24 protein-coding genes and 1 pseudogene are annotated in these 26,801 nt (G+C 36.5%); 13 read left to right on the forward strand and 12 right to left on the reverse strand.

All coding sequences use genetic code 11. The features are described from left to right. Positions 1-118: 118 nt before the first annotated feature. The 9 genes and pseudogenes from M1V25_RS01340 to M1V25_RS01380 form a co-directional block, all read right to left on the reverse strand. The gene (locus M1V25_RS01340) at positions 119-1,318 is read right to left on the reverse strand and encodes an ISL3 family transposase (RefSeq protein WP_498842218.1); all 1,200 of its coding nucleotides are present in this window, start codon (positions 1,316-1,318) and stop codon (positions 119-121) included. A gap of 5 nt (positions 1,319-1,323) precedes the next feature. Beyond that, on the reverse strand, positions 1,324-4,473 hold the full coding sequence (locus M1V25_RS01345; RefSeq protein ID WP_498842219.1) for a type I restriction endonuclease subunit R: 3,150 nt from the start codon (positions 4,471-4,473) through the stop codon (positions 1,324-1,326). Next, the gene (locus M1V25_RS01350; protein ID WP_498842220.1) at positions 4,470-4,931 is read right to left on the reverse strand and encodes a virulence RhuM family protein; all 462 of its coding nucleotides are present in this window, start codon (positions 4,929-4,931) and stop codon (positions 4,470-4,472) included. Before M1V25_RS01350 ends, M1V25_RS01345 begins: the two co-directional genes overlap by 4 nt. Further along, positions 4,931-6,250, reverse strand: a complete 1,320-nt coding sequence (locus M1V25_RS01355; RefSeq protein WP_498842221.1) for a restriction endonuclease subunit S — start codon at positions 6,248-6,250, stop codon at positions 4,931-4,933. The genes M1V25_RS01350 and M1V25_RS01355 overlap by 1 nt, the downstream gene beginning before the upstream one ends. Beyond that, positions 6,247-6,855, reverse strand: coding sequence for a DUF6933 domain-containing protein (locus M1V25_RS01360; RefSeq protein ID WP_116963256.1), 609 nt, complete (start codon positions 6,853-6,855; stop codon positions 6,247-6,249). The genes M1V25_RS01355 and M1V25_RS01360 overlap by 4 nt, the downstream gene beginning before the upstream one ends. 107 nt (positions 6,856-6,962) lie before the next feature. After that, a complete protein-coding gene (locus M1V25_RS01365; protein ID WP_498842222.1) occupies positions 6,963-8,537 on the reverse strand; it encodes an HsdM family class I SAM-dependent methyltransferase in 1,575 nt (524 codons plus the stop codon). Between the two features lie 33 nt (positions 8,538-8,570). Continuing rightward, positions 8,571-8,741: pseudogene (locus M1V25_RS01370) on the reverse strand (hypothetical protein); the annotation flags it as partial. A 2-nt stretch (positions 8,742-8,743) separates the two neighbouring features. After that, complete coding sequence (locus M1V25_RS01375) at positions 8,744-8,923, reverse strand: type I restriction-modification system subunit M N-terminal domain-containing protein (RefSeq protein ID WP_498842223.1); 180 nt, start codon at positions 8,921-8,923, stop codon at positions 8,744-8,746. Positions 8,924-9,117: 194 nt separating this feature from the next. Further along, a complete protein-coding gene (locus M1V25_RS01380) occupies positions 9,118-10,566 on the reverse strand; it encodes a M17 family metallopeptidase (RefSeq protein ID WP_498842224.1) in 1,449 nt (482 codons plus the stop codon). A 282-nt stretch (positions 10,567-10,848) separates the two neighbouring features. Here M1V25_RS01380 and map point away from each other — a divergent pair, with 282 nt between their 5' ends. From map to gltX, 10 genes are all read left to right on the forward strand, one after another. Continuing rightward, complete coding sequence (gene map / locus M1V25_RS01385; protein ID WP_116963259.1) at positions 10,849-11,649, forward strand: type I methionyl aminopeptidase; 801 nt, start codon at positions 10,849-10,851, stop codon at positions 11,647-11,649. Between the two features lie 9 nt (positions 11,650-11,658). Next, positions 11,659-12,501: a hypothetical protein gene (locus M1V25_RS01390; RefSeq protein ID WP_116963260.1), complete on the forward strand. Its 843-nt coding sequence runs from the start codon at positions 11,659-11,661 to the stop codon at positions 12,499-12,501. 64 nt (positions 12,502-12,565) lie between these two features. Then, a complete protein-coding gene (gene fdxA, locus M1V25_RS01395; RefSeq protein ID WP_116963261.1) occupies positions 12,566-12,889 on the forward strand; it encodes a ferredoxin FdxA in 324 nt (107 codons plus the stop codon). A gap of 12 nt (positions 12,890-12,901) precedes the next feature. Beyond that, on the forward strand, positions 12,902-13,453 hold the full coding sequence (gene gmhB / locus M1V25_RS01400) for a D-glycero-beta-D-manno-heptose 1,7-bisphosphate 7-phosphatase (protein ID WP_498842225.1): 552 nt from the start codon (positions 12,902-12,904) through the stop codon (positions 13,451-13,453). Next, positions 13,450-14,193 (forward strand): lysophospholipid acyltransferase family protein, encoded by a 744-nt coding sequence (locus tag M1V25_RS01405; protein WP_116963263.1) that lies wholly within the window; start codon positions 13,450-13,452, stop codon positions 14,191-14,193. The genes gmhB and M1V25_RS01405 overlap by 4 nt, the downstream gene beginning before the upstream one ends. A gap of 20 nt (positions 14,194-14,213) precedes the next feature. Beyond that, the gene (gene galU, locus M1V25_RS01410) at positions 14,214-15,089 is read left to right on the forward strand and encodes a UTP--glucose-1-phosphate uridylyltransferase GalU (protein WP_498842226.1); all 876 of its coding nucleotides are present in this window, start codon (positions 14,214-14,216) and stop codon (positions 15,087-15,089) included. 7 nt (positions 15,090-15,096) lie between these two features. Further along, on the forward strand, positions 15,097-15,687 hold the full coding sequence (gene gmk / locus M1V25_RS01415; protein WP_116963265.1) for a guanylate kinase: 591 nt from the start codon (positions 15,097-15,099) through the stop codon (positions 15,685-15,687). A 24-nt stretch (positions 15,688-15,711) separates the two neighbouring features. Then, entirely contained in the window at positions 15,712-16,500 is a 789-nt protein-coding gene (locus tag M1V25_RS01420) for a hypothetical protein (RefSeq protein WP_498842227.1), read from the forward strand. 71 nt (positions 16,501-16,571) lie between these two features. Next, positions 16,572-18,008: an SLC13 family permease gene (locus tag M1V25_RS01425; protein ID WP_498842228.1), complete on the forward strand. Its 1,437-nt coding sequence runs from the start codon at positions 16,572-16,574 to the stop codon at positions 18,006-18,008. A 163-nt stretch (positions 18,009-18,171) separates the two neighbouring features. Continuing rightward, a complete protein-coding gene (gene gltX, locus M1V25_RS01430; RefSeq protein ID WP_498842229.1) occupies positions 18,172-19,599 on the forward strand; it encodes a glutamate--tRNA ligase in 1,428 nt (475 codons plus the stop codon). On the opposite strand, the gene M1V25_RS01435 is transcribed toward gltX, so the two are convergent. Next, complete coding sequence (locus tag M1V25_RS01435; protein WP_116963269.1) at positions 19,596-21,005, reverse strand: sugar porter family MFS transporter; 1,410 nt, start codon at positions 21,003-21,005, stop codon at positions 19,596-19,598. The two genes, gltX and M1V25_RS01435, sit on opposite strands and share 4 nt — an antisense overlap. 582 nt (positions 21,006-21,587) lie before the next feature. On the opposite strand from M1V25_RS01435, the gene M1V25_RS01440 reads away from it, so the two are divergent. Continuing rightward, the gene (locus M1V25_RS01440; protein ID WP_116963271.1) at positions 21,588-22,907 is read left to right on the forward strand and encodes a UDP-glucose dehydrogenase family protein; all 1,320 of its coding nucleotides are present in this window, start codon (positions 21,588-21,590) and stop codon (positions 22,905-22,907) included. 15 nt (positions 22,908-22,922) lie between these two features. Here M1V25_RS01440 and M1V25_RS01445 read toward each other — a convergent pair whose 3' ends face one another. After that, positions 22,923-23,384, reverse strand: a complete 462-nt coding sequence (locus tag M1V25_RS01445; protein WP_116963272.1) for a hypothetical protein — start codon at positions 23,382-23,384, stop codon at positions 22,923-22,925. A gap of 12 nt (positions 23,385-23,396) precedes the next feature. After that, positions 23,397-24,506, reverse strand: a complete 1,110-nt coding sequence (locus M1V25_RS01450; protein WP_498842230.1) for a LysM peptidoglycan-binding domain-containing protein — start codon at positions 24,504-24,506, stop codon at positions 23,397-23,399. A 398-nt stretch (positions 24,507-24,904) separates the two neighbouring features. Between M1V25_RS01450 and M1V25_RS01455 the strand changes: the two genes are divergently transcribed. Both M1V25_RS01455 and M1V25_RS01460 read left to right on the forward strand, forming a co-directional pair. Beyond that, positions 24,905-25,639 (forward strand): DotH/IcmK family type IV secretion protein, encoded by a 735-nt coding sequence (locus tag M1V25_RS01455; RefSeq protein WP_116963274.1) that lies wholly within the window; start codon positions 24,905-24,907, stop codon positions 25,637-25,639. A gap of 4 nt (positions 25,640-25,643) precedes the next feature. After that, complete coding sequence (locus M1V25_RS01460) at positions 25,644-26,786, forward strand: TrbI/VirB10 family protein (RefSeq protein ID WP_157966550.1); 1,143 nt, start codon at positions 25,644-25,646, stop codon at positions 26,784-26,786. Positions 26,787-26,801 lie beyond the last annotated feature (15 nt).

Below are 26,801 nucleotides of genomic sequence, written 5' to 3' on the forward strand. Positions count from 1 at the left end.
CCTTTTTAACTTGTGGGAAAATTGGCTATTCGGCTTAAGTAGTTGATTTCATCAAATGATTTTTGTATGCGGCATATAAGGTTGATATATCCTGTCCAAAATATTGTTGATCATTTTCTTAAACATCTTGAGATTTTTGCTCAAACTGAGTGTATCTTTTAAATGTCTTTCGTTCTTTGTATTTCCGTGACTGTAAGCTAAGTATTCCTTTTGCTCTTAGAACATCAAATGAATATCCACGCCCATTTTTATTGATCAATTTAATCAAACCATTGATCGCCTCAGTACAGGCATTAGTATATTGATAGTCAAAGTAATTAAAGATTTCATCCTTCCAGTTGCTCACGGTTTTTGCCACTGACTCATAAAATACTTTAACGTTATCATCAATAAGAGTGAGCCAAGTGTCATACGCTGCTAATGCTTTTTTTCTATCTGATAACTCAAAAATACAAAAGAAAGCTTCTTTTAGAACATAAACCTGTTCTAATTGAGGGAATTTACCAAACCAGTCATATAATATAATTTTTTCCATCTCAGATAAATCACGTTGGTGCTTCAATAATAAATAACGATCATTCTTTAATTGTTTTCTCTCTTTGTGTGATAAGGCAGACTTAATTGATTTTCTTGCTTTTTCAAGCGCCTCTTGTGCTAATTTGACGACATGAAATTTATCAATGACAACAACAGCGTGTGGTAAAAGCGCTTTCACAACACTATGGTAAGGGCGCCACATATCAATTGAGACGACAGAGATTTTATGTCTATCAGGTAAGTTACTAATGTATTTTGACAGTGCCACTTTATTGCGATCAACAAGCATATCAATAAGGCATTTTTCTTTAACGTTTGTAATCACACATCGAGCTTTTCCAATCAGATGTGCCTCATCAATACCAAGTATTGTTGGTGTAATTGGTTTGTAGCTATTTATTTCTGGCGTTAATGATTCTTTAAATATTCTTCTTACCGTTTTCTCATCTAGACCAATTTCATCCGCAACAGATTGGAAAGTCTTATTGAACGCATTTTTATAAATATACTCGTGCAATCGATTTGTCATCAATGCTTTTTCGTGCATCTCACACGAGTGCTGATATAAGGTAGCACCACAGTCTTTGCATTTATAGCGTCTACGCTTAAGATAAATACCAACAAACAACCCATGTAATGGAATGTCACGATAAAGTGTTGTTTTGCTGCCATTTTTAATCAGCTTGCCAGTATTACAGGATTTACAGGTGGTCGGATCAATAACTATTTCAGCATTGATATAGCATCTATGATCAGCATCCTTTTTTAATATTAATGACACGAATATCACTTAGTTGTAAGTTGCCCACTGTCTGCCTTTTCAGAATAAATCATATCTGCAATCAAAGAAGTAATTAATGCCATTTTTTCTTTTTGTCCTAGCGCTTGCATGCTTAAATCCGTATGAGTACGTAGACTATCTACAACAGCTCTTTCTACTGATTGCGGCAAACTTCCCTCCATTGCGCGCTGTTTATCGTTAGCATGAATTTGTGCCATGGTTTTTTCATCTTTTTTCACTTTATCTTTAACACTGGTCACAAAATTGATAGCATCTTCATCACTAAAGTCCCCCGAAAATAACTTATTGAATTGATCGATAATTTTGCTCAAAACTTCAGTTTTCTGATCTCGTGCTTTAGCTTGACCTGGGTTAATGGCATCTATTTTGCTGCCTTTCAAGTCAATGCTTTGGGTTGCCTGTTTAGTTAGCTTGTAGTTAGTAAGTACCACATCGCCAATATCAACCTCAGGTGCTAGTTCAGTGGTATATAAATTTGGCAACAAGCCACGCGCATAACTTGAGAATTTTTCTAGTTCAATATCATTATAATCATGCACCTGAGACAAGAAGTCGTACATTCTGATAAAGGTTGATAACGATTTTTTAAACACATCTAAGTAATTTTTGGCTTCTGAGACTTCTTTTAGCTGTGAGTTTGCATTTTTGATAGCAATCTCATCATTAGAATCCTTTGCGCGATTAAGCTCAAGTTGTGCGTGCTTGATTGCCTCAATAGTCTGTCTATAACGCCCTTTAAATCTATCTGCTGCGGGCTTAATAGCAGCGCTCATTAGATTTTGTAGGTTTTTGTGCTGATAAAATACTGCCGAATAAGCATTTATTTCAGGTGTGGTAAATATACCATATTCATCAAGCTTTTCATAAAGCTCATACACTAAATTTTCATCAGTTACATCGGTGATTTCAGCCGCCTTATAGTATGGCTCAAACGCTTCTTTTATATCTTGAGCTTTATTGACAAAATCTAAGATAAAAACATGATCTTTGCCCGTATAGGTGCGATTTAAGCGTGATAATGTCTGTACAGCATCAACACCACTTAATTTCTTATCAACATACATAGCGCAAAGCTTTGGTTGGTCAAAGCCTGTTTGAAATTTATTAGCAACAAGCATGACTTGATAATCATCCGTATCAAAGGCATCACGCATATCACGCCCCTTTAATGTAGGATTCATATTGAGCTCAGTATATTCCTTTTCATCCCCTTGATAATCATCATTAACTTTACCAGAGAAAGCAACCATTGCTGCAACGTTATCAAAAAGTGGATTACCTTTATTTTTTTCTAAAAAGCGATCAAACTCAATTTTATATCTTACCGCGGCCTTGCGTGAGGAGGTAACCACCATTGCCTTGGCTTGGTAGTTTAATAATGATTTAATTGAAGTGGCAAAGTGATGAAGAATAATGTCAATCTTCTGTGCAATCGCATAAGGATGTAAAGTGGTATAGCGCTTAAGTTTGATTTTTGCCTGCTTGGTTTCTACTTCACGCTCGCCATCTTTTGAGATAATCTTTAACGCGGTTTCATAGGTTGTATAATCTTTCAAAACATCGAGAATAAATCCTTCTTCAATGGCTTGTTGCATGGTATAAACATGAAATGGTAGTGGCGGGTTGTCCTTGCCTGTTGGTTTACTTCGATTTGCAGGTCGCCCAAACAGCTCCATGGTTTTGTGTTTTGGTGTGGCAGTGAATGCAAAAAAACTGATATTGGTTAGTTTGCCTTTACTCTCAAGAGTTGCATTTAATACATCCTCAGCACTCATCTCATCATCAAGCATTTCAGCATTTAATACTTCCTTCATTTTTTGCGCTGTTTTGCCTGATTGAGATGAATGTGCTTCATCGGCAATAATAGCAAAGTTTTTATCCTTTAATGAAGTGGTTTTTTGTATCTCATCCAATACAAAAGGAAAGGTTTGAATCGTCACAGGGATAATCGCAGCACCATCTTTTAAGGCGACAGCAAGCTGATTAGATTTGCTTTGAAAGCTCAAGTTTCTCTCAATAGGTACCACTAAGCCGTCAACTTGCTCAAATTGTTTGATCGTTTGTTGTAGCTGACTGTCCAAAACCGTGCGATCGGTAATTACAATTACGGTATCAAAGTAACGCCTGCCTTCATTACTATGCAATGATGATAATTGATGCGCAAGCCATGCAATAGAGTTAGACTTGCCACTTCCTGCACTATGTTGGATTAAATATTTCTGACCAACCTTTTCAGTATGTACGGCTTGAAGTAATTTTCTCACCACATCAAGCTGGTGATAACGCGGGAAAATCAAACCTTCTTTTTTCTGCTTAACACCTTCAGCTGTTGTTGTTTCACCAACTTGAAGATGTATAAATTTAGCTAAAATATTGAGCAAACTCTCTTTGCTTAAAACTTCCTGCCATAAATATTCAGTTGCAAAGCCCTCTGGTTTATGCGGATTGCCTTTACCGCCATTATGACCTTTGTTGAAAGGCAAGAAAAAGGTATTTTTGCCTTCAAGCTTAGTCGTCATATACACTTCATCGGTACTCACTGCAAAATGCACCAACGCACCACGCTTGAAAGTAAGCAATGGCTCATCTTTACGTGTCGGCTTATCTTTTGGTAAACGATCTGATTTATATTGCTCAATTGCATCGTCAACCGTTTGCGTAAAGTCGGTTTTTAACTCGATGGTTGCCACAGGAATACCATTAACAAATAACACCAAATCAATGCTATTTTTATTATTTTCAGAATAAAATACTTGCCTGACTACGCGACAAATATTGGCATGATAATTACGTTCCAAAGTCTCATTATGTAACTGCGGTTTAAATTGGCATAGTTTTAATCTTGCTGGATGTGCTTTTATTTCATGTCGCAAATAATGCAAAGCACCTTTGTCATGAATCTTTTTCGCAGCGAGTTTGCTAATCTCATCATCTGCTTTATTTTTAAAGCGGTTTTGATATTTCTCATAGGCTTCAGGTTGTGTCGTTTTAATATACTCAAGTATATCCTCTGTATATAATGCCAATGACTTATTGTAGCCACTTGAAACGCCTTCAACCCAACCGCACTCGGGTGCGCACATATCTAAAACAACTTGCTCTTCCATTTTTTTCTCGTGATGTTTTGTACTCATTTATTGCCTCTTCCCTTTGGTAATTGATCAATGGCTATATCAAAATCACTTAACCGCTGATCATTATGCTTTATCTCATTGGCATGAAATGTATGATAAGCTTGCTCTGCTAATTGATTAGTTGCCCATTGGCGGAATCTTGTTGCAACATGAGATCTAACCCGATATCCCACTGAGATGATCATATCCAAATTATAATAATCAACAGCTCTATTTACTTGTCTCTCACCCTCAAATTGAACTGTTCGGAAATTCCGAACAGTTGAAATTTGCTCAAGCTCACCTTCTTCATAAATATGTTTAATATGTTCGCTAACCGTTGATTTTGAAACTTGAAATAGCTCAGCCATGTTTTTTTGAGACAACCAAACGGTTTCATCCTGCAAACGGACTTCTATTTTTGTTTTACCTGATTCAGTCTGATAGATAATAAATTGCGATTGATTTTCCACTGACATTAAACACACTCCCTTACGTCCACTTTGCCTGTGACTACCACGGTGATTAAGGCAGTACGTTTTTCTTTTAGCAGCTCAATCGCCTGTTCTGCTTTCTCAATTGTTTGATCTATTTTGGCGGTTTGTTGGTCTAGGTAGTTTGCGATGGCAGCTTGTTCTTGGATAGGTGGATATGGCGACTCAAAGTCATTTATATTGCCTGTGGTTAATTGATTTATAGTAGTTGTCAGAAAACTTCCAGATTGATACTCAAATAACGATGAATTAAATACCCAATATAAGTATCTATTATCAACATTATCAGATCTAAATACTATGGTAAATGCTCCAAAAGATAAGCCACTAGAGCTATCATCTATCATGGCATTTTTACCAATTAATTTTCTACTTCCATTTCTTGAGCATATTAAAATATCACCTTTCTTGGTTGTTAGCTTTTCTGAAATTTTACTTGAGACATAAACATTATCATCAAACGTAATTATACCATCTTGAATATTTGAAGACCTTAAAACCAAAGTACCATTATTTTCATTAGCAACGTCATTTGGACTATACGTAAGTCCAATTATAGCTTTACCTAAAAAGCGAAACTTTGATATATTCCACTTATCAGGAACCTCCCCCAACCATTCAACACCACTATCTTTCATTGTAACCGTTGGATCTAAGCCTTTGGTCACACAATGGGTAATTAAAGCTGTGCGTTTTTCCTTGGAAAGCACAATTAGCTTTTGATAATTGGCAATAAGCTTATCTATTTTGGCGGTTTGTTTATCTAGATAGTTAGCAATGGTGATTTGTTCTTGAGTGCTTGGAATGCCAATATATATAGAGCCAACTGTTTCGCTGTTTAAATTAAGTTGGGTACCCATTTTTCCAAGTCCCTGATAAGGTCGTTCACTCTTGAAGTTGTAATATAAATAATCTGAATTCAAAGAAAGCCGATCAAAATAAACAAATCCATCATGGATGCATGCTTTTATTTTTGAAATTATAGGCTTCCCAACGCTTGCAGCAATACTTAAGAATAGGCTTTCAGGCTCTATGGTAACACTTAAAGACTTTCCTAAATTAGATACTTTTTGAGTAGATGAATATAAATATTTATCGCTAGATGTAACATCCGATATTCTCACCCAAGAATACTCACCGTTATCATCAAAATACTTTGGATCATCTATAGGTGTTGGTGATGCACCACGCTTTATAGTGGCATGTCTTTTAATCTGATTTACACCCCAATGCTCAGGAATCTCCCCCAACCACTCAACACCACTCTCTTTATATTTTGGATAAGGCTTCAGTTTACCACTCACTGCTTGTCTCCTTGCGGAAAGGGAATCACATTATCAATACCAGCGACATTTTCGCCCTCATTAATGCAATCGCCATCAAGATACGACTGCCAAAGCGCAATTGGTTTAGTGTACTCTTTTTTAGTATGTGGGTTGGTGATTAAGGCACTTTGCCAGTAATCCATTGTTTTATTACAAACTATTTGACTCACTTCACCATGGCGGAAACATTCAAACTCTAGGATTTGTTTAAATTGATTGAGATGTGTCGTCACACTGCGATTATCCGTTTTACAAAAATCAAGCTGCTTTAACTGTGGCTCAAAATAATCACGAATCTGGCAACCGTAGTCTTCAAACCTTGGAATTTCAAGCTCATTAATCGCCCATTCGATCATTGCTGGCAGCGAATCAAAGAGATATTTTGCACCACCTATTTCAAACAATGGGATAGCTAATGTGACTCGCGTGTTAACGTGCATAAACACGGCAACATCTTTGCGTTGGATTTTTAACAAATCAACTGCCCAATCATCATAAAAAGGTAAAGACTGCTCTTTTGATTGTGGCAAGTCCATTATTTTAAGCCTGCTTGCCATTTTAGCCGTTAATCTAAATTGGGCCATTTATGTTTCCCTTAAAACGCAAAAGCCGCTAAAGTGTGCGTGAATCAGAGGCATAGCGGCTATGTTGCCCCTAAGTATATTCGCAAGGATCCGAAAATGCAAGCACCTCATGAATGCACCTCGCCCAAAAGCGCTAATATCTCTTTGGTAACTGCATCTAATTCTGCGTCAATTTCTGCTAACGCGCGTGGTGATTTATACTCGTAAAAGTAACGATTAAATGGGATCTCATAACCAACAATACCAATGTTACCATCCTTCTCATCGCGTTTACTCTCATCAATCCAGGAATCTGCTACATGCGGTTTGACTTCCTTTTCAAAGTAATCATAGATATCCTGTTGTAATGGGATATTTTCATAATCTCTTAAGTCAGTATTTGGCTCGGGGTTGCCTTTGCTATCAACACAGATTTCAGCATTATCATTGGTTTGAGAGAAATGTTTTTGCAGTAATTTAAATTGTGCTGCGGTCAGCTTGACATTTAGGTCTTTTATAAATTGATCTCGCGATAAGTACTCTTCTTTTTTGCAACTTGTTAAGGCATTCAATATTTCCTGTTGTTGTTCATCTTTAAGCTTCAAAAACGCGTTATCCTCTTTAAGCGCATTGATGTTGTTCTCGTCTTTTGGGTAAAAGGCAAGCTTTAATGGTCGCTCAATGGTTACCCGTCTAAAACCAAACTCAGTATAATCAAATAACTTACTTGTCTTAGTTTGTTCAAAGTTGCCATACGCTTGAACAATGTCAGCAATAACATCTTCATCTAAGTATTTACGTTTAGATCCCAATGACTTACGCATGGGGCTGCCTTTATCTGCGGCATTAATCAGTTGCACTTTGCCTTTGCGCTCAGGTAATTTTTTATTGCTTAATATCCAGATATAAGTAGAGATACCCGTATTAAAAAACATATCCGTAGGTAAAGCAATGATGGCTTCCAACAAGTCATTTTCAAGCACATAACGCCTGATTTCAGACTCCCCTGAACCAGTGCCACCTGTAAATAAGGGTGAGCCATTAAGAATAATCCCAATGCGACTGCCACCTTCTTGTGAAGGACGCATTTTTGAAATAAGGTGCATTAAGAACAATAACGAACCGTCACTAACTCGTGGTAATCCAGCGCCAAAACGCCCGTTATAGCCTTGGATCTTATGTTCATCTTTTACTGCCTTTTCAACCTTTTTCCATTCCACACCAAATGGTGGATTAGATAGCATATAATCAAATTTTTTAGACGTAAGTTGATCGTCACTCAAGGTATTGCCAAATTTAATATTATCTGCATCTTCGCCTTTGATTAAAATATCTGCCTTACAAATGGCAAAGGACTCAGGATTCAACTCCTGTCCATAAGTTTTTAAATGGGCATTGGGATTAAGCTCCGCAATATATTCACTGGCTGATGTTAGAAAACCGCCTGTGCCAACCGTAGGATCATAGAGTGAGCGTACCACGCCTTGATCAGTTAACATCGCATTATCTGCACTGAAAATTAATGAAGTGGCTAAACGTACAATGTCTCGTGGTGTAAAATGCTCCCCTGCAGTTTCATTAGATTCCTCGGCAAACTTACGAATAAGCTCCTCAAACAAATTCCCCATTTCATAATTTGAAACAGCTTCAGGGCTTAAATCGCAATCTTCATTCGTAAAGCGCTCGATGACCTTATAAAGCAAATTGGCTTCATCTAGGTAATGTATTTGATCTATAAATTTAAATCGATTAAAAATATCTTTGATATTGTCACTAAACGAATCAAGGTAGGTAATAAGGTTTGCTCTTAAGTTATCAGGGTCAGCCTTTAATTTAGCTAATGTATATTCCGATGTGTTATAAAACGTGTTTTGCGACTTAGCAGTTAAAATGGCATTTAGCGGAATGCCTAAATCTTTGCGTTTGGTGTATTATCGACAACATCTTGCCTTGTCGGCGCAAGAACTGCCTCAACACGCGCTAAAACCGTAAAGGGCAAAATCACCTTACCAAAATCAGAGCGTTTATAATCACCGCGCAATAAATCTGCAATTGACCATATCAATGAGGATAAGTTTTTTGTGTTCATTTTGTATTATCTAAAATCTTGAATAATCGTGAATCTAGCAGTAAAGGATGTCAAAATCAATGGCATCATCAACCATAAAAGCCGATATTTAAAATAATATTCAAAAATAAATCAACTATGTAAGCTGAATAGCCTTAATTAGGTTTCATTGACTGTTTTTTGTTAATCATTATTTGATGATGGGAGGAGGTAGGTTATGCAAAAAAATGCTCAATCAATTCGCAAGTGTACCAAACTCCAACACCACTGATTTCGGTTGGAATAGGAGCAAGCCCACCTTTATGTTTGCAAGAAGCTAAATCCATGTGTAGCCAACGAATTTCTTTGCCTACGAATTGTTGCAAGAATTTAGCTGCAAGAATATGGTCGGCATTACCCGTTACATAGCATTGTTTTAAGTCAGCGATATCTGATTTCAGTTCTTCTAAATAATGCTTATCCATTGGGAATGGCCAGACTTTTTCTGCGCATTTTATGCCATATTTGACGAGATTGTGCTGCCAATCATAATTGTTACTGAAAATGGCAGAGTATTCAGTACCTAGCGCACGCACTGCCGCACCTGTTAAGGTTGCATAATCAATCAGTAGATCTGGCTTTTGCTGGCTAGCAAGACAGAGTGCATCGGATAGTACCATTCGTCCTTCGGCATCGGTATCAACAATTTCAATCGTTTTACCGTTTAAAGCGGTAATGACTTCATTAGGTAAAAAAGCATTTGCACCAATATTATTGGTGGTAATCGCCAAATAACAATGCACTTGGAAAGGTACTTGTAAGATGCTTAACGATAGCAAGCTGCCAACTGCAACCGCGCTGCCCATCATATCATCATTCATGCCATACATATGTTGTGGTTGCTTTAAGCTTACTCCACCTGTATCAAAGCAAATACCTTTGCCGACTAAAGCAATGGTGTTAGTAAACTCCCTTGGTGTATAGGATAGCTTAACAATGCCCGCGACTTCTGATGCACGTGCTACTGCACTGAAAGCGCCTGCCCCCATATCTTGAAGTTGTGCTTTGTCATACAGTGTATATCCCCAACCTTCTGTTTTAGCCATGTTGGCTAATATTTCAATATAGATAGCGGGGGTTAAATAATTTGTAGGTAAAATAGTAAGATAGCGTGCTAACGCATTGCCTTTATGTTTGGCGATAATTTCTAGAAAATCACTTTCGATATAATCGCCAATGATATCAATTTCAGCATTGCATGGCTTATTATCGCGTTTAAAGTTAGGCATGTTTTGAGTGTGGGCAAGAAGTGCTCGGACACATGCTTCTACTGTTACATTATCTGCGTGATTAGTAATCAAGGCAATGTGTTTGGCTTCTAATACATTTGCCTCAGAAAGCAATTTAGAAAGATCCTTTAACCATAAGTAAAGCTCACAATCGCCTAGATTTTGTTTAACAATGATTCGAGTTCCTCTAGCGTTAGGTAGTTGAGTTAAATAGCCTTTCTTGTCGTGTGGCGCATAATACATTTTGCGCTGATATATCGTTTCTCCATGAGGTAGACTTAACCATTGCTGCTCGTCATTAGAAATAGCAATAATTACATCATATTGCTGTTGTGTTTGATTATAATCTTGAATAAAGTTTAACCTTGTTGCTGAGAGTGATTGTAGTACGTTCATTAGTAAGTCCTTAGACAAAAAAACTTTTTGCTAGAATGCCTTAGTATAACGAGACTCACAAGTAGTATAAACCATAATTTTACATATTTTGGGACTTAAAATAGCCGAAAAATTTAATGCAATGAGTGTACAATATTATGCGCATGTTTTACTATGGCAAGACTAAAAGATACCTCATCATTTTAGGTACCTAAAATGATGATTAAAGTGAGAAAGAATGGCATTGATAACTGATCAATCCATAAAAGCTAATCAACATTCTAAATTAAAGTTTAAGAAAATATGAGCAATAAGATTATTTTAAAAACCCCTGAACAAATTGAGAAAATGCGCGTTGCTGGTCGTTTGGCTGCTGAAGTTTTAGAAATGATTGAACCATATGTGGCAGTTGGTATTACAACAGCAGAGCTAGATAAAATTTGTCATGACTACATCGTTGATGTGCAAAAAGCCACTCCTGCACCTTTAAATTATAAAGGTTTTCCTAAGTCGATTTGTACATCGGTAAACCATGTAGTATGTCATGGTATTCCATCGGATAAGAAGCTTAAAAAAGGCGATATTTTAAATATTGATGTCACGGTGATTAAAGAAGGATTTCATGGAGATACCAGTAAGATGTTTTTTGTTGGTGGCAAAGAAAGTGCATCGATTATGGCGCAACGTTTAACAGAGGTGACTTATGAGTGTTTATTAAAAGCCATTGAGATTGTAAAACCAGGAAATATGTTGTTAGATGTCGCAAACGTGATAGAAAAACATGCCAAATCTCATAACTTTTCAATAGTAGAAGCATTTTGTGGTCATGGGATTGGTCAAAATTTTCATGAAGAACCACAAGTCTTACATTATGTTTCTAAAAATCCACAGGAGCATAAGTGTTTAAAAACTATCTTAAAACCAGGAATGACCTTTACGATTGAACCAATGATTAATGCAGGGAAAAAGCAAGTGACGATTTTGCGTGATGGTTGGACGGCAGTAACAAAAGATAAAAACCTTTCTGCACAGTGGGAACATACGCTTGTTGTGACTGAATTAGGTTGTGAAGTCTTAACTAAGCGCAAAGATGAAGTGATTTAGAGACATATTATGTTAAGCCAACGTCAGATCAATGAAGCTTGTCAAATGTTAAAACGAGACGGGCAAGAAATTAGCATTGCTAAAGTGCGTAAGCTCTTGCAAGGGCATTATTCTTTTTTTGATGTAGCTGACAAAGTTTTGCTTTTTAAAGAAAATCCAGATAAGGCACGTGAGCTTGCCAAAAAAGAGGTTATTATTGAGGATAAAAGACCAAACGGTTTAGCTTATGTCATTGATCAAGTGTTACTTACTTGTGCTTTGCATGAACATAAACAAATTACTTTAAACCTTAAAGATAAGTTACAGAATTTTGTTGATGCTGAAATTAAAAGTAAGACGCATGATTATGAACATAAGCTTAGAAAACTGCGTCAAAAAAATGATCATTTGGAAGTAAACTTTTATAGTCTTCAAACCCGTATTTTGCAGCTTATAGAAACTCAAAACGTACTAAAAGAGCAAAATTACAGCTTGCAACAGCAGCTGCAAAAGGCGCTTGCTCAGAAAAACTATCGCTTACCAGAGGAGCAAAATACCCAAAAACCTGCACAAATTCGTGATTTTCAGACCCAGATATCGTTTTTAAAAGCTGATTGTTGTGCCGTTTATGATATTGAGAAGCAGAGAATTGTGGTGAAATTGCCACCAAAGCATAAGTTAGAAAGAGAGTTTCAAAAAGGACTAAATAGCATTTATTTGCGTGCTAACGCTATCTATGACTTTGAGATGAAGTGTTGGTTTTTAGATCAATTTGAAGCAAAGACGATTAACCTTTTGGTACGTAATAACTTCGTTATTTCTAAAGAGTTGGCTTATGTGCTGCAAAAGTTGCAGGAACAAACGACTAATTAAGACTTTCAAATACATTTGTTAGTGTTAAAATAATCTCATTTTCATGAGTCTAAGGGTGTCGATTATGCCGTTTGTAGTAACAGAAAGTTGTATTAAATGTAAGTATGGTGACTGTGTTGAGGTTTGCCCAGTAGATTGTTTTTACGAAGGTGAAAATATGTTGGTCATTAATCCAGATGAATGCATTGATTGTGCTTTATGTGAGCCTGAATGTCCTGTGAATGCAATTTATTCCGAGGATGAATTGCCAGAAGATCAACTGGAATTTGTTGAGTTGAATCGAGAACTCTCGCAAGTGTGGGATAATATTACCGAAAAGTGTGAGCCACCTGAGGATGCCGATCAGTGGCGTGACATTAAAGCCAAGCGTCAATATTTAATCAAGTAGGCACGTTTATAAATGTTTAAAAAGAAGCCAGCTTTAGTGATATTGGATCGCGATGGTGTAATCAACGAAGACTCAGATGCTTATGTTAAATCAAAGGATGAATGGCAACCTATTGTAGGAAGCATTGAGGCGATTAAACTTTTGAAAAAGCATCATATTCCTGTGGCAATTGCTACCAATCAATCAGGTATTGCAAGAGGGTTGTTTGATCTTTTTGCTTTGCATGAAATGCACCAAAAACTTTATACACTTTTAGGTCAAGATGCCGATGCCATTTGGCATATTGCGTTTTGCCCGCATGTGCCAGAAGATGAGTGCATGTGTCGTAAACCAAAGGTTGGGTTGCTAGAGGAAATTAGTCAAAAACTCAAAATTCCACTTAATAAAAAAGTCTACTTTGTGGGAGATAGTTTTAGGGACATTGAAGTTGCATATAATGCAGGATGCATACCTGTTTTGGTTAAATCTGGTAAGGGACTCAAAACACTTACTACGCATCAAGAGGCATTAAAAGAAGTACCTGTTTTTGACAATTTATATCAATTTGTGGAATCAATTTTATGAAATTAATACGCGCTTTATGGCATGGTGTGTTATGGTTAAGACAAATCATTTTTGTTATTTACATCGCATTATTAACATTTATTTTGGCATTAATAACAGTCATTCTAAGCTTATTGTGTTTGCCTATTCGTATTCGACTCATTCCTGCTCAAATTTGGTCGACCTTAATGCGCTGGGGATTGGTAATTTTTTTGTGGCTTAGAGTCAGAATTGAAGGTGAGGAAAACTTATTAAAAGAGCCTTGTATCTATATTTGTAAGCATCAATCATCATGGGAGACAGTAATATTACATGGACTACTTCATAATATTTGTTTTGTGTTAAAAGAAGAGCTTTTAAATATTCCATTATTTGGACAAGCATTAAAAGTGGTAGATAGTATTCCTATTGATCGGAAACAAAATCTAAAGTCCTTTAAGAAGATCTTGCAAATGGGAAAAGAGCGTTTACATTCTGGTTTGAGCATTGTGATTTTCCCTGAAGGTACACGCGTTGCTATAGGGAACTATCCAAAATTCCATAAAACGGCGATTACCTTAGCTAAGTCAACAGGAGCAATGGTTGTTCCTGTGGCACACAATTCAGGATGCTTTTGGCCAAATAAAGCAGGACTCATTAAACCTGGGTTGGTGACACTTTCTATTGGTCAGGCGATTTCATCATCTGAGCTTAATATAGACGAATTAAATAATTATTGTTACCAATGGATCAACGATAAAGTAAAGCAAATTGGTGGTTAAAATTTTAAAAGGATAAAAAAATGAAGATTACAAAGGCGGTTTTTCCTGTTGCGGGTTTAGGGACCAGGTTTTTACCTGCAACAAAAGCATCACCAAAAGAGATGCTAACAGTTGTAGATAAGCCTTTAATTCAATATGCTGTTGAAGAAGCCATAGAGGCGGGTATTAATGAGCTTATTTTTGTAACGAGTACCCATAAACGCGCTATAGAAGATCACTTCGATAAAAATTTTGAATTGGAATATAACCTTGAACAAAAAGGTAAGTTGGATTTATTGGAAACTGTGCGCAATATTTTGCCTGCTGATGTTAATTGTGCCTATATTCGACAGAAAGAAGCATTAGGATTAGGGCATGCCGTACTTTGTGCTAAACCTTTGGTAGGCAATGAACCTTTTGCAGTGTTACTAGCAGATGACTTGATTGACAACGCTAATGGCAAGGGTGCGTTACTACAGATGATGGAGCAATATTATTATCAAAAATGTGGTGTAATTGCGGTGCAGGAGGTTCTTAAAAAAGACACAGGTTCCTATGGTATCGTAAAGACAAGAGCTGATAATAGTATCCAAGCGATTGTTGAAAAACCTAAACCGGAAAGTGCACCTTCGACGAATGCAGTGGTAGGTCGTTATATTCTACCTGGTGAAATATTTGATTATTTGGAAAAAATTCCTAAGGGTGCAGGTGGTGAAATTCAATTAACGGATGCAATTGCTAAACTTGTTGAATCTCAGCGTTTGGTTGCTTACCATTTTGATGGTACACGCTATGATTGTGGCGATAAATTGGGTTTCTTGATTGCCAACTTTGAATTGGCTGCACGTGATAAGGTGCTAGGTAAAAAGTTTATGGCTCATGTCGAATCAATGTTAAAAAATATTAAGCAAGGATAGGTGTAGTGTGAGCCAACAGGGTAAGGTTTATATTGTTTCAGCTCCTTCAGGTGCCGGTAAAACATCTTTACTTAAAGCATTTATTAAAAATCAAACCAATCTTGGGATTTGTGTATCGCATACAACACGTAAACCACGACCATTAGAAATAAATGGGGTACATTATCATTTTGTGTCTAAAGATGTATTTGAGCAAATGATTAAGGAAGGTGCATTCATTGAATACGCTCAAGTTTTTGACCATTACTATGGAACGTCTAAAAATGCGATTTCAGTTTTGACAGAAAAAGGTTTAGATGTAATTTTAGAAATCGATTGGCAAGGAGCAACACAAGCACGAGAAAATTTTAAAAGTAATTGTGTGAGTATTTTTATTTTACCACCCTCACTCTCTGCTTTATATGAGCGTTTAAAAAAGCGTGGTCAAGATTCAGATGAGATTATTCAAAGGCGTATGCAAGACGCAAAGAATGAAGTTTCGCATGCAAATGAATATGATTATGTTATTGTGAACGATGACTTTGATGAGGCACTAAAAGATTTAGAAGCATGTTTTCGTGTTCAAAAATTAAAATCTAATTTAGACTATCAATTGTGATCATTAATGTCAGAAAGATAAAATATGGTAAAAAAAGCGCTTATATTGGCATCGTTGTCATTGAGTCCTCTTATGGTTAATTCAATGTGTGAGGTGGATAAAATAGATTGTTCTGAATTTTCGTTGTCTCCTGCTATTGGTTATTATAGCTATAGAGAACCTGGCTTGATGAGTATTAAGGGACCAAGTATTGCACTTGATGGTAGTTATCAGTATATCGAACGAAATAGAATCACTTTGATGATTGAAGGACAGCTTGGTTTTGTGAATGGCAAATATGATGGACGTTTGAATGACAAACAACAAACACCTTTTCAGATGAATAATGATAACAGTTTTATATTTGGCATTTCGCCACGGATAGGTTATTTATTCCAATTTCCTAAAGTTTTAATTACCGTTACGCCATTTTTAGGATTAGGTTATCGTTATTTAAATAATGATACTTCAAACGACTCACATGGTTATTTGCGAGCATCAAATTATTTTTATATACCTATTGGATTACAGTTTACTTGGCTTCATAAAAAACTGGTTCTTGAATCAAAATTAGAGTTTGATTATTTAATCAGAGGTATTCAATACTCAAGTGTAGATGGGGGTATTGTTAATCAACAACGTGAAGGTTGGGGTGCTAATGGTAATATTTTATTGGGACGTAACCAGGGAAGTTGGATGTGGTTGATAGGACCTTATATTAGGTATTGGAAGATACAAACTTCAGATATCGCAAATGGTAATGCAGAAAAAGGATGGTATGAGCCAGAGAATAATACACTAGGTGTAGGAGTGATGGCTAAGTTTGTTTTTTAATCATAAACTTCTGGAAAAAAATGCCACCGTCAGTTAGGTTTGTATAGACGGTAGTTTATGGAATGATCACCATGTGTGAAAAAGAGTTACAATTACCTACTTTACCTAGTATTTTTCTGTGTGTGCTGGCGTCAATGGTCATTTATTTTGTTGCGCTTTTTTTACCATTTGGTGAATTTTCTGCATCAGGGAAGCATGCGTTTGCTGTTTTTTGCGTTGCGGTATTTTTATGGATAATTAATATTTTCCCGCTTGCAATTACAGGTATTATCGTTCTGTTTTTATTACCTGCTTCTGGTGTGATTTTTGCTCAAGATGTATATAGTTATTTTGGTAATTCTGCAACTTTCTTTGTGTTGGGTGCATTTATTTTAGCAAGTCCAGTTATGCGTTCTGGATTAAGCAAACGTTTAGCGATTACGATTATTTCTAAATTTGGTAAAGGCTCTAAGCGTCTTTGTATGTCGATTTTTGGACTTTCAAGTACTATGGCTTTTTTCATTAGTGAACATGCCGTTGTTGCAATGTTATTGCCGATTGTATTGGAAATTGTTACTGCTGCAAATGTGAATAAAAAGAGTCGATTTGCATTCGCAGCTTATATGGCAATGGCATGGGGGGCAATGATCGGGGGCACTGCAACGTTGTTAGGTGGTGCAAGAGCGCCTTTGGCATTAGGTATTTTGCAAGATAATTTTGCAACAAATGCTAAGATGGCACACGTTAGTCATATTGGTTTCTTTGAGTGGAGTTTATGGGTAATACCAATTGTGTTAGTTATGCTTTGCCTTGCAAGTATATGTGTGTTGATTATTGCACATCAAAGTGGTGCTAATATCGAGTTAGCAAGACAAAAGTTAATAGCGCATAAAAAAGAAATTGGACGGGTGACAAAAAGAGAAGTTTTAACTTTAATGGTCGTCTTATTTACAATATTTCTATGGATTTTCTATGGCACGGCATGGGGGCTAGATTGGATTTCATTTTTGGGTGTGATTTTGGCTTTTATCTTGCGTATTACCAACTGGAAAGAGATTGAAAGAGATGTGCAGTGGGGTATTATTATTATGTATGGTAGTGCGATTGCTTTAAGCGTTGCCTTACGTAATACCGGAGCTGCCCATGAAATGGTACAAGTGATAATAGATTTAGGGATTTCATCACCTTTGCTGATTATAGTTTCATTGATTGTTCTGGTAGCTATACTAACTGAGGTAATGAGTAATGCAGCAGCGGTCGCTATATTGCTACCTGTAGGCTTAGCATTATCTTTAGAGTACGGTATTGATCCAAGAGTGATAACTGTTGGAATTGCCACAGGTGCTGGGTTAACTTTTTTGTTGCCGGTGAGTACTCCGGCAATGGCATTGGTGCTTCACTCTGATCATGTTAAAATTCATGCTGTAATGGCATGGGGGATATGGCTAAAAATCTCTAGTATATTAGTGATTATTGTTGCAATTATATTTTATTGGCCACTATTGGGTGCACATCTCTTAATACAGTAGTAGTGGATTTTTTGACTTTGTTGGTATTAAGCTCTGAAAAAGCATAGAGCACGTTTTCAAGCTACAAAAATAGCGAAATTTCAGTTCTCCATTTATCGCGCCCGTATTTTACAGTAAACTTATGTCGCAAATGTAAGACCAAAGTGAATTAAGGTAGTGTATTGTGATAAAAGAAGTTAAAACGCGCTTTGCCCCAAGCCCAACGGGGTATTTGCATGTAGGTGGCACAAGGACGGCGTTATTTTCATGGGTGTATGCGCGTAAAAACAAGGGTAAGTTTGTATTAAGAATAGAAGATACCGATTTAGATCGCTCGACACCAGAAGCTGTGCAAGCGATCTTAGATGGTATGGATTGGCTAGGATTGAACGCAGATTATGAACCTTATTACCAAACTCAACATTTTGAGCGTTACAAAGGAGTAATTAATCAGTTATTACAACAAGGGAAAGCATATTGTTGTTATTGTTCACGTGAACGTTTAGATGAATTGCGTGATAGGCAAATGGCAAATAAAGAAAAACCACGATATGATGAACATTGCCGTCATTTAAACCAAAGTGAACAGGATGTATCAAAGCCGCACGTTGTACGCTTTAAGAATCCCAAGGAGGGTATCGTTAGTTGGTTAGATGCAGTCAAGGGTCAAATTAATATTGCCAACACTGAGCTAGATGATTTAATCATCCAGCGTACGGATGGTTCTCCAACCTATAACTTCTGTGTTGTCGTTGATGATATCGATATGGAAATTACCCATGTTGTGCGCGGTGATGATCACGTTAACAACACACCAAGGCAGATTAATTTATATTACGCATTAGGTGCAGATGTTCCTATTTTTGCACATGTACCAATGATTTTAGGGAACGATGGTAAGAAATTATCAAAACGTCATGGTGCAGTAAGTGTGATGCAGTATAAAGAGGAGGGTTATTTACCACAGGCGCTTATTAATTACTTGATTCGCTTGGGTTGGTCACATGGAGATCAAGAAATCTTTAGTATGGATGAGATATTCAAGTATTTTGATTTAAATGATATTAATGCCTCAGCTTCAACTTTTAATACAGATAAATTGAATTGGTTGAATCAACATTATATGCGTAGTTTGCCAGTAGAAGAGGTAGTAAAGCACCTGAAATATCACTTTGAACAGCAAGGCTTAGACATTACTGAGGGTCCTGAGCTTGAGCTCATTATCCCTGTGATGGCAGAAAAAGTAAAAACACTAAAAGAGTTGACCGAGCAAAGCCGTTATTTTTATCAAGGTTTTGAAAGTTATGATGAGAAGTCCGCAGTTAAGCATTTAACCAATGGATCGATTAAGTCATTACAATATGCATTAAAGAAATATGAAGCACTGACAGAGGTAGATTGGCAAGATGAAGCTAAGTTGCATCATGTATTAAAAGAAATTGCACAAGAGCTTGAGCTAGGGATGGGGAAAGTCGGAATGCCTGTTCGTGTTGCCATTACTGGTACCGCGCAATCCCCTGATATTGGCTTGACACTTAAGTGGATTGGAAAAGCGCGCACTTTAAAGCGCTTACAACAAGCGATTGATTTTATAAAAACTCGTGATGCTTAGCGTTGACCAATTTTATTGAGCTTCACTCCATGTTCTAGGTCTTTTTCGATTTTTTCCAAGCTTACCCCCTTTGTCTCAGGAACAAAGAATTTTAAGAAAACCATAGATAGGATACAAAATCCCCCAAATACAAAGAAAATGGAGGCATTGCCATATACTTTCATGAAGCTCAGTGCATTGGCCATCACAATACCAGCAAAGGTCCAATTGATCATAGTAGTAACAGTCATGCCGATTTCACGCCCTTTTAATGGAAAAATTTCAGCACATACAACCCAAGCAACAGGTCCCCATGAGCATGCAAAACCAAAGATATAAACCACAGCTGAAATTAGTAATATTGCCTTAGGCACAGCGCCAGGTGTAGTGCCGCCATTCGCTATGACTAAAAATGCAAAGCCTGCTGTAAACATAGAAACCATCATTACCACAGCACCGACGTATAAGAGTTTTTTACGACCCCATTTTTCAATCCATTTAATAGCAGGGAAGGTAAAGAGCATGTTTACTGTTGGAATGGCAAGTAAAGCAATAATTCCTGTCATGCCAGCATAGCCAAAAATAGTTGGGGCATAATAAATCATCATGTTAATACCAACGAGTTGCTGAAACATTTGTAATACCACTCCGACAATTAATATTTTCCAAAAATAACCTTTGGATAGCATAATGATTCCAGAGCCTTGATTTTCTATAATGCTTTCTTTAATTTCAGCTATTTCATCATTTATTTCTTTTTCAGAAGAGCGTACTCGCCTTAGTACTTTTAGAGCTTTGTCTTCTTTGCCTTTTAACATCAACCAGCGTGGACTCTCAGGCAAAAAGAAACTGCCAATGAACATAATTAATGCAAATATTACAATGACGCTAAACATTAAGCTAAGTGAAATCTCGAAATGTCCTAATGCTTTGACAATCATCACATTAGTAAAAGCGATTAAGAAAATACCAATTGTGATCATCAATTGAAATAAAGTTGCCATTCCCCCACGAATAGAAGTTGGCGCTGTTTCTGATAAATAAAGTGGTACTGTAAAAGAGGCAATACCAACGGAAAAGCCTAATCCAAAACGACAAGCGATTAAAATTTCAAGTGGTGGTAAAAATGCAGATACAAGTGACAATAACGTAAATAAAAATCCAGATAGTATCAGTACTTTTTTGCGACCAAGTATCCTTGCAAAAATGCCACTTAATAAAGCACCAAGAATACCACCCCACGCCAGTACAGCAGAGTAATGTTCCCCTTGTGTAGTAGTTAGTTCATAAATGTGATCAATTGTGGCAAGCGAATTGGCGATAAAACCTTGGTCAAGACCAAATAATAATCCACCTAAAGCTCCAATTAAACAAATCATGTAAACAATTTTCTTATATTGTTTGTTAGAAGTTGATTGTATTGGCATAAAAGTCCCCTGTGTAAATTAAGACAGGCATATTTTGCGTAGTGTTAATGCAGATGTCAAATAGTTACATTAGAGAATAGTTATTTACATTGTTCACAATAAAGAAATAATTATTGGTAATTATTAATATTAAGTGTAAATATCTGTAGATATTGCAAAGCTGATATTGATTCAATAAACAAAGTAGACACGCTTTTATGCAATTTAATAGTTGATTAAAATGCTCATTTAAATGATGATCATGAGTAGAACCACGTTTAAGTGGACTTTATTGATGAGGTTAATACTGTATGGAAGAATTGCATCAGATGGAATATTACTACCAATAATGGCAAAAAAAGTAGAAGCAAAGTTTAACACTAAGCTACTTTTAATGTTTGAGATGGGCATAAAAATATGCCCAAAAGTAAAAAGCAAGCAAGATACAACGTATCAAAAATCTGTATAAATGTATGAATATTTAAATGGTTTAAGCCAATAGTGTAAGTAGCAAAAGTATAGTTCAAAAGAAGAATATTCGCTGAATATAGCGATTATTTCTGATATGATTCAATCAGTTTGAGTAGAAGGTAGTAAGTAGCGATGAAAATTGCAATATTTGGTACAGGTTATGTTGGGCTTGTAACGGGCACCTGCTTTGCGGCGATGGGTAACCATGTTTGCTGTGTGGACATTGACAATAAAAAGGTAGAGAATTTAAAAAAAGGAATTTCTCCAATATATGAACCAGGCTTAGATGATCTAATTAAACGCAATGTAGCTAAAGGCAGATTAAGTTTTACGACGGAGGCAAAATCTGCGATTGATGAAGCAGAAATTATTTTTATTGCAGTAGGGACTCCACCTGATGAGGATGGTTCTGCTGATTTAAAATATGTGCTTCAGGTTGCAAAAACGGTTGCAAAATATATGAGTGAATATAAAGTCATTGTCAATAAATCGACTGTACCTGTGGGAACAGAGTATAAAGTAACAGAGACGATTTCAAATGTGCTTAGATCGCGTGGCGTCACGCTTGACTTTGACGTTGTATCAAATCCTGAGTTTCTCAAAGAGGGTGATGCAATTAATGATTGTATGCATCCAGATCGGATTGTGGTTGGTGCACATTCTGAGCGCGCCGCGGATATGATGCGCGAACTTTATGCACCATTTGACCCAAACCAAAACCGTTTAATGATCATGGATGTGCGTTCTGCCGAGATGACGAAGTACGTTGCAAATGCGATGCTTGCCACCAAAATCAGCTTTATGAATGAGATGAGTCAAATTGCTGAGCGAGTAGGTGCGGATATTGAAAAAGTACGAATTGGTATTGGTGCGGATCGGCGTATTGGTTATCATTTCATTTATGCAGGATGTGGTTACGGTGGTTCTTGTTTTCCCAAAGATGTGCGAGCGTTGAGTCAGACTTCGCATGAATATGGTTATAAAGCAAGGCTTTTAAATGCTGTACATGATGTTAATGATGAACAAAAAGAAGTATTGTTTAATAAGTTTTACAATTATTTTAATGGTGAAGTTGAAGGCAAAATAGTAGCCGTATGGGGACTTGCATTTAAACCAAATACCGATGACATCCGTGAAGCACCTTCTCGAGTGTTGATTGAAAAACTATGGCAACACGGTGTGAAAGTAAAAGCGTATGACCCAGAGGCGATGAATAATTTTATCAACACATATGAGAACCGTGATAATTACGAGTTAGCACAAGATGCTTATGATGCGTTATATGGTGCCGATGCACTTTTTGTAGTGACAGAATGGCAAAGCTTTAGAAGTCCAGATTTTGCTAAAATCGCGAGTAGATTAGCGCAACCTGTGATTTTTGACGGTCGTAACCTATATGATAAATCTCGCATGAAAAAAATGGGGATTGAATATATTTCAATCGGGCGTTAAGCGGTTGAGATATAGTCAAAAATTTTTATTACGCTGTTGATGCATCACAAAGCTATTATCAGCTATTTTTTGCTCGTCTTTGGATAAATCTGCTTGATAACCAATAATCATAAGATAACCATTTTTGGATGTAACGTTAAAATGGTAGTAAATACCGTTGATCAGACAGCTTTGTTTGGCATCACATTCAATTTTTGGAAATATTCCGCTTAGTGTTTTAATTGATTGTTCATAGTTATAATTGCTCATGATAATGGCATTATCTACGATATTGTAGTTGAGTGTTAGGTAACCGTTGTAATTGTGTTTGAGCTCGGCTTTTAAATCCTGAGCAACGGTTTGATAGGCTTTAAATTTTACAAAAAAAATAAAACTCATAAAAAATAATACTCCAAGGGCAATAAGTGTAACAAGAAGTATTACGGTTAGTTTACCGCTTGAAACACTTTCTTGATTTTCGATTTGACTTTGTGACATGACGATTCCTTGTTAATTTATACCAAAATATTTTTTATATAATGTATCAATATCTTTCCAGCGCTTATCATCATAAGGTAATAGATTAGAGGCAAGATAATCCCGTTCGCTGTTAAATGAAATTTCATCGCCATCTGCGCCATAGATTGCAAGGATTTTGATACGGATATCTAAATTTTTAGGTTCGCTATTTAACGCTTCTTGTAAAATAGTTTTAGCGTGTGCAATATCTTGTGCCTCTAGTAGTTCGTTGGCTTTTTGGAGTAGTTTTTTAATTTCATCTTTGGATGCTTTTTTGCTAATACGCTCAGTCTCAGACTGTTTGTTGATCACGGCACCTTCTTTATCTTTTGTTGGATCAGATGTCTTAGCATAAAATTGATCTTTCATTACACGTGTATCATGCTGGGCAAAAGTCGCTTTGCGTTTTAAGCGTCGCTGCCAAATTAAGAATATGACAATAACAATTAGTATAATGATTAGCCACTGATTATAATCCGTTTTAGCTTTAGTATGGATATTGATATTTGTGTTTTCAGTATTCAGCCTGCTATCTTTATTATGGTCAACGTTGGTGTTAGTTATTGCTGGTGTAATGACAATGCCTTCAATAGTAGAGTTAGAGTGTTGGCTGGTATTTATTTGATTATTATTTGTATTGACTATGGAATTTTCAGGTAATGAATAGAGAGTTGAATCTGATTGTTTAATTGAGATAGTGGATTGCTGTTTTTTGTTAGCAAGTGTGAAAGATGTTTCTGTGAGGGATAACGCTTGCTCAAGAGTCGATGCTGGATTATTTTGATTAAGGTACAGCGTATGACGTAATGTGTATAGTTTAACGCCATCTTCTACTTCTTGTTTGGTAGTTGGAATGAGTAGTTTTTGGTTGATATTAATAATATCGTCGTTAATAGAAGGATTTTCTTTTGAGTTAATTCCCTTGATGGCTTGGATCATATCTTTGTTTGGAGTGCCTAAAATACCGTGCTTGCTCGCAATTCGCCATAACGAATCCCCTGACTTGACGGTGTATGTTGTAAGTGCAAAAGCAGGTAAAATAGGGAATAAGAATAATAATAGTAGCATAAGCTTTTTATGCCAACTAGAGAGAGTGCTCACGTTTGCTCCTTTTTGTGTGATAAATCTAAGCTGTGATTGTAATCTAAATTAATTAGAATGACCACGGGCAAAAATCGGATGTTTGTTACTTTATGAAGCTGCTTGAAAATAGTTGCTTTGACTATTTTCAAAGTTTCTTGTGTCAAATTCACATTAAGAAACTACAAATAATTTCAAAATCATGAATCATAATTTATATAAATTCATCGATTTGATGAATGTATGTTAAAAAAAGACGACAATATGACAGAGTATTTTATTATGGTCACCATTGTTGATTAATGATTTAGCAGACCTTGAAAAAACTTATATATCCAAGTTTGCTGTTACTGGGATTATCATGCAATGGAGTGTCGGCGCAAGAGACTAACTCTCCTGTAAATAACCTTGTAAGCAGCATGTTTCCACTTAGTGCAAGTGATATTCAAAGCACTAAAAGTGAGATTAGTGCAAGACAAAAGGCAGCAGCTGTTATGCCAGCTATGAGTGATGCAAAAGGAGTCTCTCGCGTGGTTATGGCTGATACTAAACCAGGCTTTGCAACTTCCCCTCCTAATGTAAGGCTTGGTATTGGTGTAGTGAGTTCAATTATTTTTACTGATGCAAAAGGAGTGGTTTGGCCGATTACTAGTTATGTGATTGGTGACACAGAGGACTTTGCAGTCAATTGGGATAAAAAGGGTGGAATTATGATGCTTCAATCTAAGAAACCTTATGCTAATACGAACATGGCTGTGATGTTGCAAGGACGTGCAACACCTGTGACTTTAATGCTGCAATCCACACAAAAAGAATGGGACTATGAGCTTTATGTTCGTGTTGCTAAAGCAGAGGATGATACTCATTTGGAAAACATTAGACAATCCCCTTATCTGTTATCACTTCTATCTGGAATAGTGCCAGAAGGTGCAAAATCGTTAAGTGTTTCTGGAGAGCAGAACACAGGAAAATTTTGGCTTTATCAAGGTCATTACCTCATTTTAACTTCAGGTACACTCATTTCTCCCGCCTATATCAATCATATTGAAGATAACACTTTAGGGACGACTAACGTATATGAAATTGTACCCACTCCTGTCGTAATGATCTCCGACAATGTAGGGGTGCATAAAATCAATCTAAAGGATGAATAAAGTCATGTTGAAATTTTTGAAAAATCATCCACGTATTAGAATACTCATTATTTTTGCCATACTTGTCATTGTCTCAATTACAATGCTATTAAAGTGCTCTAAAAATGGTCAAACTTATTTGCAGTCACAAGTGAATGATAAAAAAATTGAGGTAAACCAAAAGAATCCAATAAAGGATGACCAATACCAAAAGCTCGTAGACCAGGATAGACAACAAAAAATTAAGCAAGCTGAACATAAAAATAGCAGTTATATTGAAGATGTTTTTGCTTCCTCAACTCCAACTGAAAAACAAGAAAACCAGGCTCAGGATTATCAACAGAAACAAATGGATCCTGTTACGTTTTATGACTATAAAAATAATCAGCAACAGGTAAATAAGCCAAGCGACACACAATCAACTAAGCACTCGTATGCTATGTCAACTATTCAAGAAAATTTAGCTGTGGATCCTCAAACTGTGCAGAAAAATTTTGAAGTCATTTTAAAGTCTTGGAATAAAGTTCCATCAATGAAGGAGGAGTTTGGTGAGTTAGCAAATGGTTATGGAAGCAAAGAATCATTTAGTGCTCAATCTAAAATGGCGATGTTTAAAGCAGGTGATATTCTTATTGCGGTGATTGATACGGCTGTTAATAGCGATCAACCTGATACGCCAATATTGGCTCACATCGTTGTGGGACCTTACAAACATGCAAAACTGTTAGGTAGTTTTGTCAGAGAAGAAGACAAATTAGTGGTGAAATTTACGACTTTATCCATTCCAGATCGAGCAGCAAGTATCAACATCAATGCTTACGCTATTGATCAAGCCACAGCCCAAACTGCGTTGGCAAGTGATGTAGACCATCATTATCTTTTACGTTATGGCAGTTTGTTCTCAGCTGCTTTCTTGCAAGGGTTTGGGACCTACTTCACTAATGCTCAAAACAACAGTGGTTGGTGTTATGTTGATCCAATGGGTGGAAAGCATTGTCAAGGAAGTGAAGCTGCATTAACGACGAAAAATGCAGCATATGCTGGGTTAGGGCAAATTGGTACAGCATTAAGTAGTGCGATGACGAAGCAATTTGATAAACCTCCAACAGTTACTTTAAATCAAGGTAGTGCAATAGGGGTTTTGATTATGCAAGACATAAAAGTTTAAAGACAAATTTAAGGT

Origin of the sequence: Candidatus Nebulibacter yamunensis (genome assembly GCF_024208055.1) — a bacterium.
GTDB lineage: Bacteria > Pseudomonadota > Gammaproteobacteria > Francisellales > Francisellaceae > Caedibacter > Caedibacter lacustris.

What these genes read in the sequence shown, in the direction of transcription:
- M1V25_RS01345 (WP_498842219.1), bottom strand. Translation starts at nt 4,473, where the DNA reads ATGAGTACAAAACATCACGAGAAAAAAATGGAAGAGCAAGTTGTTTTA.
- M1V25_RS01350 (WP_498842220.1), bottom strand. Translation starts at nt 4,931, where the DNA reads ATGTCAGTGGAAAATCAATCGCAATTTATTATCTATCAGACTGAATCA.
- M1V25_RS01360 (WP_116963256.1), bottom strand. Translation starts at nt 6,855, where the DNA reads ATGGCCCAATTTAGATTAACGGCTAAAATGGCAAGCAGGCTTAAAATA.
- M1V25_RS01375 (WP_498842223.1), bottom strand. Translation starts at nt 8,923, where the DNA reads ATGAACACAAAAAACTTATCCTCATTGATATGGTCAATTGCAGATTTA.
- M1V25_RS01380 (WP_498842224.1), bottom strand. Translation starts at nt 10,566, where the DNA reads ATGAACGTACTACAATCACTCTCAGCAACAAGGTTAAACTTTATTCAA.
- map (WP_116963259.1), top strand. Translation starts at nt 10,849, where the DNA reads ATGAGCAATAAGATTATTTTAAAAACCCCTGAACAAATTGAGAAAATG.
- M1V25_RS01390 (WP_116963260.1), top strand. Translation starts at nt 11,659, where the DNA reads ATGTTAAGCCAACGTCAGATCAATGAAGCTTGTCAAATGTTAAAACGA.
- fdxA (WP_116963261.1), top strand. Translation starts at nt 12,566, where the DNA reads ATGCCGTTTGTAGTAACAGAAAGTTGTATTAAATGTAAGTATGGTGAC.
- gmhB (WP_498842225.1), top strand. Translation starts at nt 12,902, where the DNA reads ATGTTTAAAAAGAAGCCAGCTTTAGTGATATTGGATCGCGATGGTGTA.
- M1V25_RS01405 (WP_116963263.1), top strand. Translation starts at nt 13,450, where the DNA reads ATGAAATTAATACGCGCTTTATGGCATGGTGTGTTATGGTTAAGACAA.
- galU (WP_498842226.1), top strand. Translation starts at nt 14,214, where the DNA reads ATGAAGATTACAAAGGCGGTTTTTCCTGTTGCGGGTTTAGGGACCAGG.
- M1V25_RS01420 (WP_498842227.1), top strand. Translation starts at nt 15,712, where the DNA reads ATGGTAAAAAAAGCGCTTATATTGGCATCGTTGTCATTGAGTCCTCTT.
- M1V25_RS01425 (WP_498842228.1), top strand. Translation starts at nt 16,572, where the DNA reads ATGTGTGAAAAAGAGTTACAATTACCTACTTTACCTAGTATTTTTCTG.
- M1V25_RS01435 (WP_116963269.1), bottom strand. Translation starts at nt 21,005, where the DNA reads ATGCCAATACAATCAACTTCTAACAAACAATATAAGAAAATTGTTTAC.
- M1V25_RS01440 (WP_116963271.1), top strand. Translation starts at nt 21,588, where the DNA reads ATGAAAATTGCAATATTTGGTACAGGTTATGTTGGGCTTGTAACGGGC.
- M1V25_RS01445 (WP_116963272.1), bottom strand. Translation starts at nt 23,384, where the DNA reads ATGTCACAAAGTCAAATCGAAAATCAAGAAAGTGTTTCAAGCGGTAAA.
- M1V25_RS01455 (WP_116963274.1), top strand. Translation starts at nt 24,905, where the DNA reads ATGTTTCCACTTAGTGCAAGTGATATTCAAAGCACTAAAAGTGAGATT.
- M1V25_RS01460 (WP_157966550.1), top strand. Translation starts at nt 25,644, where the DNA reads ATGTTGAAATTTTTGAAAAATCATCCACGTATTAGAATACTCATTATT.